The 6,150-nt window shown below is 62.2% G+C and carries 7 protein-coding genes; 1 reads left to right on the top strand and 6 read right to left on the bottom strand.

The genetic code is table 11. The annotated features are described in order from the left end of the window. The 5 genes from IE053_RS09815 to IE053_RS09795 all read right to left on the bottom strand — a co-directional run. A partial coding sequence (locus IE053_RS09815) for a flagellin (RefSeq protein ID WP_189575439.1) occupies window positions 1-695 on the bottom strand: 695 nt, incomplete at its 3' end. Window positions 696-997: 302 nt separating this feature from the next. Continuing rightward, entirely contained in the window at window positions 998-2,305 is a 1,308-nt protein-coding gene (locus tag IE053_RS14630; protein WP_189575438.1) for a flagellin N-terminal helical domain-containing protein, read from the bottom strand. Window positions 2,306-2,433: 128 nt separating this feature from the next. After that, window positions 2,434-2,946, bottom strand: a complete 513-nt coding sequence (locus IE053_RS09805) for a hypothetical protein (protein ID WP_189575436.1) — start codon at window positions 2,944-2,946, stop codon at window positions 2,434-2,436. Next, window positions 2,939-3,271, bottom strand: a complete 333-nt coding sequence (locus IE053_RS09800) for a rod-binding protein (RefSeq protein ID WP_189575434.1) — start codon at window positions 3,269-3,271, stop codon at window positions 2,939-2,941. Before IE053_RS09800 ends, IE053_RS09805 begins: the two co-directional genes overlap by 8 nt. Then, window positions 3,268-4,464, bottom strand: coding sequence for a flagellar basal body P-ring protein FlgI (locus tag IE053_RS09795; protein WP_229786170.1), 1,197 nt, complete (start codon window positions 4,462-4,464; stop codon window positions 3,268-3,270). The genes IE053_RS09800 and IE053_RS09795 overlap by 4 nt, the downstream gene beginning before the upstream one ends. A gap of 210 nt (window positions 4,465-4,674) precedes the next feature. Between IE053_RS09795 and IE053_RS09790 the strand changes: the two genes are divergently transcribed. Further along, window positions 4,675-5,418, top strand: a complete 744-nt coding sequence (locus IE053_RS09790; RefSeq protein ID WP_189575432.1) for a response regulator transcription factor — start codon at window positions 4,675-4,677, stop codon at window positions 5,416-5,418. Window positions 5,419-5,487: 69 nt separating this feature from the next. Here the strand turns inward: IE053_RS09790 and IE053_RS09785 are convergent, their stop codons facing one another. Continuing rightward, on the bottom strand, window positions 5,488-6,096 hold the full coding sequence (locus tag IE053_RS09785; protein WP_189575430.1) for a LysE family translocator: 609 nt from the start codon (window positions 6,094-6,096) through the stop codon (window positions 5,488-5,490). Window positions 6,097-6,150: the final 54 nt, after the last annotated feature.

Genomic DNA, 6,150 nt, shown 5'->3' with positions numbered 1-6,150 from the left:
GTGAATTCGTTGGCCGCTTCCGTACCGCCTTCAGCGGTCAGGATGGAGTCGGTCTGACCAGCAAGGTCAACAGCGCCGTCGCCATTGACGTCGAGACGGTCAGCAAAGCCCGAGTTGAACGCGTTGTAGAGGCTGTCGAACTGGGTCTGGGCCTGGGCAGCGGTGTAGGCGCCCTGGGCAACGCCAGCGAGCTCGATGGAGTCGAGGTTCTGGCCCTGCAGGGTGAACGTCGACAGCTCGAACGAGCCGTTGTCGCGGGTGATCGTCGTGGTGATCGTGGTGGTGTCGGTGCCTGCGAGCAGGTTCACACCGTTGAACGACGTGGCGTCGATCTGGCCTTCGATCTGCTCGACGACCTGGCCGATGGCGAACTGAACTTCGTTCAGCGCGGTACCGGTCTGGGCGGTGGTGAGCGCCGACTGGATCTGGTTGATGTCTTCGGTGATGCCGTTGAGGCCAGCCGAAGCGGTTTTCGCCGTGTTGACGCCAACCGTGAGGTTGTCTTTCAGGCCGTCGAGAACGGCGACGTCGCCTTTAACGGTCTGGGCGACGAGGAAGAACGCCGGGTTTTCTTTCGGCGAACGCACTTTCAGGCCGGTCGAGATGCGGTCCTGGGTTTCTTGCAGGTTCGACTGGACGACGCGGAGGGTGCGGAGCGCGGTTTGCGCAGACGCGTTGGTAAGCAGAGATGCCATTGTGGGGGCTCCTTGGGTTCTCAAGAGGTTCAGGAGCGCCTTCTGGCGCCGGGCTCGCTGATGCGTTTCGACCAGCTGCACCGACGACACTAGGTCGTTAGGGTTAAGCCCTCGTGAATGCTATATCTTTACCTGTAGATTTTGGCCTTGCAGGCCGCTTGCGGCTTGGACACCCCTTTGATTCCGCGGGGTTGGAGGGTGTTCGATTTTTGAACAGCGTCGCTCCGCACCCTGCCTGCATTAACCAAAAACGCCCGGAGGAAGCCTCCGGGCGTTTCGCGTACCGAAATTCTGCCTGCGTCTTACTGGAAGAGAGACAGGAGGGACTGGGGCCGCTGGTTGGCGATCGAGAGGGCCTGGGTCGCAAGCTGTTCCTGCACCTGAAGCGACTGAAGGCGGCTCGACTCTTCGGTGAGGTCGGCTTCGGTCAGGGCCGCGACGCCAAGTTCGAGGCTGTCCGTCAGGTCGCCGAGGAAATCCTGCCGTGCGCTGAGGGTCGATTCGAAGACGCCGACGACAGTGGCAGAGATATTGACGCGGCTGATGAGCGAGTCGGCGACGACGAAGCCAGCCTGCACATTGCCGGTAGTGGGGTCTGCGACTTCGATCATCCGGGCGACGGCGCGGAAGCCTGAATCATTGGCGAACTCACGCAGGTTGGTGTCCACGAAGACAGCGCCGCGAAGAAGGGCCGCCTGGTCCGCGAACGCGGTCTGGATGCCGGTCTGGGCCGAGGTGACATAGTCGATCGGAGCCGCTGTACCCGCGGCGACGGCTGCCGGGGCTGCCGCGATATTGGTGATTTCGATCACGTCGCGGGTGCCGTCGCCACCGATCTTGCCAAGATTGGTTGCCGTGACGCCGACCGAGGCGAGGAAAGCGATGTCGTCGTCGGTGCCGTAAAAGGTGAAGGCTCCAGCCGCTTCCGTGCCGCCTTCGGCCGTCAGGACCGAGTCCGTGTTCGGAGCGGTGTTGTCGAGCTCGATCACGCCGTCACCATTAACATCGAGACGGTCAGCGAAGCCCGAATTGAAGGCGCGATAATTGGCTTCGAACTGGAGTTGCGCCTGAGGCTGGGTGAAAAGGCCCGACGCCACGCCTGCGAGTTCTGTGGAGTCGAGGTTCTGCGCCTGAAGCGTGAACGTCGACAGCTGGAACGAGCCATTGTCGCGGGTGATCGTGGTCGTGATCGTCGTCGTATCGGTACCAGCGAGGAGGTTCACGCCGTTGAACGAGGTCGAGTCGATCTGTCCCTCGATCTGCTCGACAACCTGGTTGATTGCGAACTGCACTTCGTTGAGCGCGGTGCCCGTCTGCGCCGTCGTCAGGGCTGTCTGGATCTGATTGATGTCGTCGGTGATGCCGCCGAGACCCGCCGTCGCAGTCTTCGCGACGTTGACGCCCACCGTCAGGTTGTCCTTGAGGCCGTCAAGGACCGCAACGTCACCCTTCACCGTCTGCGCGACCAAGAAGAATGCCGGGTTTTCCTTTGGTGAACGGACTTTCAGGCCGGTGGAAATCCGGTCCTGGGTCTCCTGCAGGTTGTCCTGCACATTGGCGAGGGTGCGGAGCGCCGTCTGCGCCGAAGCATTGGTAAGAAGCGATGACATGGACAGCCTCCCTGGGTTTGTCGCTCATCTGGCATCGTCCGATGCCGGAGCAGTCCATACGAACGAAATTCGTCCGTACCCAATTTGGCTGTCTCGGTTAAACGCTCATTAAGCCTGGTTACCAGGAATCAGAGCTTCACCTTGTTGTCGTTGAAGGACAGGTGGTGAAGGCTTCGCTTCTCCCCGTCCTTGGCATAGACGCCATCGCCGCGCTCGTCCTCGAGTTTGCGGATGGCCGCCGTGCGGACATGGGTGATGGCATCCTTCACCGCGCCGATCGAGCGCATGTTCTTCTCCACCGTGGCGTTGAAGTCTTCGAGGCGAAGCATCAGGGTTTCCTGGTCCATGCCTTCGACTTCCGCCATGGCATGGCGGCTGTGTTCGAGGCGTTCGACCTGCCGGATCAGCTCGCCTTTCTCACGCTGGAGTTCGGAGAAAGCCTCGTAATTCCCCTCACGGAGCAAACGGGTTTCGTCTCCCAGAAGCTCGGCAAGGCGCGCCATGGTCTTGAGGACGAGCGGGTCGTTCTTCGGAGCTTCTTCTTGCTCTGGAGCCTCTTCAGCGACGGCCTCGTCGATCTCCTCGTCCCGGCGGAACTCGGGGAAGAAGCTGTCGGTATCGATGCGGGTGGTCTTACTCATTCGGAGCCTCGGTCATTTCGGTGATTTCACGCATCACCATGTCGGCGATGCCGATTCCGCCGCGTTTCGCAAAGGCATCGGAGATATGCTGGACGAGGAAGCCCTGCCACATCTTCTCGCCGGGACCGCCGCCGAACAGGCCATCAGTTTTCATGCCTTCGAACATGCTGCCCACGAACTGGTTGAGGAAGACGGCCTCGAAACCCTCTGCCGCCTTGCGGGCCTCCTCGGGCGCAGCCGACTGGAGCTTGCGCGCAGCGCCCGCGATATCGAGCTCCGGCCGGATGTCCGCACCGACGGGGGGAAGGGCACCAATCTCACTCATTGGACGACAAGCTCCGCCTGCATCGCACCCGATGACTTGATGGTCTGGAGGATGGAGATCATGTCGCGCGGCGTGACGCCCATGGCATTGAGGCCGTCGACCAGCTCCTGAAGGGTGATGTTGTCCTCGATCACACGGAAGCCGTTGCCGAGGTCTTCCTCGACGGCAATGTCCGTTCGGGGAACGACCACCGTCTCGCCAACCCGGCTGAATGGCGAGGGTTGGGACGGAATCGGGCGCTCCGAAATCCTGATGGTAATGTTGCCGTGGGCGATAGCGACCGGGGAGATGCGGACGTTCTGCCCAATGACGATGGTGCCAGAGCTTTCGTCCACGACGACGCGGGCGATCTCGTCCGTCTCGACGTCGATCGATTCAAGCTCGGCCAGCATGGTCGTGACCTGGCCGCGATAGTCCGCAGGCACCAGCACCTCGACCGTGGCAAGGTCCACGGCGCGCGCAAAGCGACCGGAGAGACGCTGGTCGATCGCCGAAGCGATACGGTTGGCCGTGGTGAAGTCGGGGTTCTTCAGGACGTAGCGGACCGTGTCGAGCTCGTTGATCGGGAAGGCAAGCTCACGCTCTACCGTGGCACCGGCAGGGATACGGCCCTGGGTCGGGACGCCGCGCTGGATCGAGCCTGCAGCCCCGGCCGCCTGGAAGCCGCCGATGATGAGCTGGCCCTGCGCCACGGCGTAGACGTTGCCGTCGGCCGCGGTGAGCGGGGTCACGAGAAGCGTGCCGCCCTGCAGGCTGCGGGCGTCGCCAAGGGCCGAAACGGTGACGTCGATCTTGTCCCCATTGCGGGAGAAGCCAGGGAGCGAAGCCGTGACCATGACCGCGGCGGTGTTCCGGGTCTGGAGGATGCGCTCATTATCGAGGGCCACGCCGAAACGCTCGAGCATGGAGCGCAGCGACTGCTCGGTGAACAGCGCGTTCTGCGCCCGGTCACCCGTGCCCGGGAGGCCGACGACGAGACCGTAGCCAATCAGCTGGTTCTCGCGGACGCCTTCGATCTTCGTGATGTCCTTCAGGCGCGAAGCCGACGCAGGGCCCGTCAGCAGGGCGGGGACGGCGAGGGCAATCGCCATGGCCCCGAAAGCCTTGTTGAGGGCGGTTCTCCGCCGGCGGAGGAACTTAGCCGCCGCGCTCAATCGATCGATCATCATGGCGCCGATCATACCGATCCACATAAAACGGGCTTTAAAGGAATGCTCCGTTAACTGTGCAGTAACCTTACTTAACGGTTTCAATCGCAAAAAAATCCTGAATCCGCTGGTGACCTTTTCTTTATTTCTTTCGGTTCAGAACGGGACATGCATCGGGCGCCGGCATGAAGCCGCAACGCCGCGATGCTCCGCCCCAGGGCAAAATGGGCGGCAAAAACAGTACGGTGAGAGAGCATGCGGATTATCCTGTTGGAACCGAACGTCACTATTGCTGAGGCTCTGGCCTCGCGGTGCAAGGCTTCGCAAATCGACGTTGACGTCCTTTCGAGCGCGGAAGAGCTCGAAGGCGTGGCTGGTCGTGACCTGACGCACTACGCAGCGATCCTTGTCGGATCAATCGACGAGCCCTGCGAGCTGATCGAAGACCTGCACAAGGATGCAGGCGGTACACCGATCATACTTCTCTCTGACGTTAAAAACCCGCAGCTCGCCATCAGGGCGTTCAGCGCGGGTGCCGACGACTTCGTCGTCAAGCCGTTCAATGCGTCTGAGCTGAAAGCCAGGATCCTGGCGCGCTCGCGCCGCCTTCTGGGCCAGGCCTCCACGGCCTTCAAACTTGGCAAACTGACGATCTTCTACGATGGCCGCGACCCCGAAGTGCAGGGCAACCGCATCAAGCTCTCGCATCGGGAGCACGCCATCTTCACCTATCTCGCCCAGAACGTCGGACGGGTCGTTTCGAAGGAAAGCGTCTACTCAGCGGTCTACGGATCAATGGACTGCGAGCCCTTCGACAAGGTCATCGACGTCTATATCTGCAAGCTGCGGAAGAAGCTCTCCGACGCCACAGGTGGCCAGCAATTTATCGAGACCGTCTATTGCCGCGGCTACAAGATGGACAAGCCGGAGAACACGGTGGTCCAGCGCCTCGGCGGCGGCGGGCGCAAGGCCCTGCCGAAGAAGAGCGCCGCTGCCTGAGGCCGCGTTTCACCGCATACCGAATCACTTGTTGCGTAAGACCCCGTCCTCGCCCTGAGGGCGGGTTTTTTATGCGCCGAGGAGCTTGGCCAGGCTGAGCCCGACAGCAGCCAGCATCAGCGCTGCGAAAATCACCCGCAGGGGCCTTGCCCAACGGGGATGGCGGAAGAGACCCGCCAAAGTCGAGCCGGCGGCCAGCCACGCGAAGTCGACGACCAGGGCGACAAGCACGGTGGCGACCCCGATGGAGACGAGCTGGAGCACGCGATCCTCGATTGGCAGGGGAAACCCTGCGTAGACCGCGGCGATGGCGGCATAGGCCTTGGGATTTGTCAGGTTCAGGATCAATCCATCGCGGAAGCTGGGGACCCGCTCCGGCGCCCCCGCGTCCACAAGCAACGGCGCGGCGGCGATCTTCCATGCGATATAGACGATGTAGGTGATGGAGAAGGCGAGGAGAACGATCGTTACAGGCCCGCCGCTGCTGATCAGGGCGCCGAGGCCCAACGCGACCATGGCGCAATCGGCCGCAATGGCGAGGACAAGGCCTGAGAGATAGGGGAGTCCACCTCTCAACCCCGCGCTCGCGCCCGTCGCCGCCAAAGAGAGCGGCGCAGGCCCGGGCGAGCCCAGAATCGAAGCGGCAGCGAGAACGAGAAGGCCGAGGCTGGTCAGCATACCACCCCGCTAGCACGGCTCTGTGTCATGTGAAGAAAAAACCCGCCCCCGGAT

Origin of the sequence: Parvularcula lutaonensis (assembly GCF_014651915.1) — a bacterium.
GTDB lineage: Bacteria > Pseudomonadota > Alphaproteobacteria > Caulobacterales > Parvularculaceae > Parvularcula > Parvularcula lutaonensis.
The sequence above is the reverse complement of the archived record's forward strand: the minus strand, read 5'-3'. Positions and strand labels throughout refer to the sequence as shown.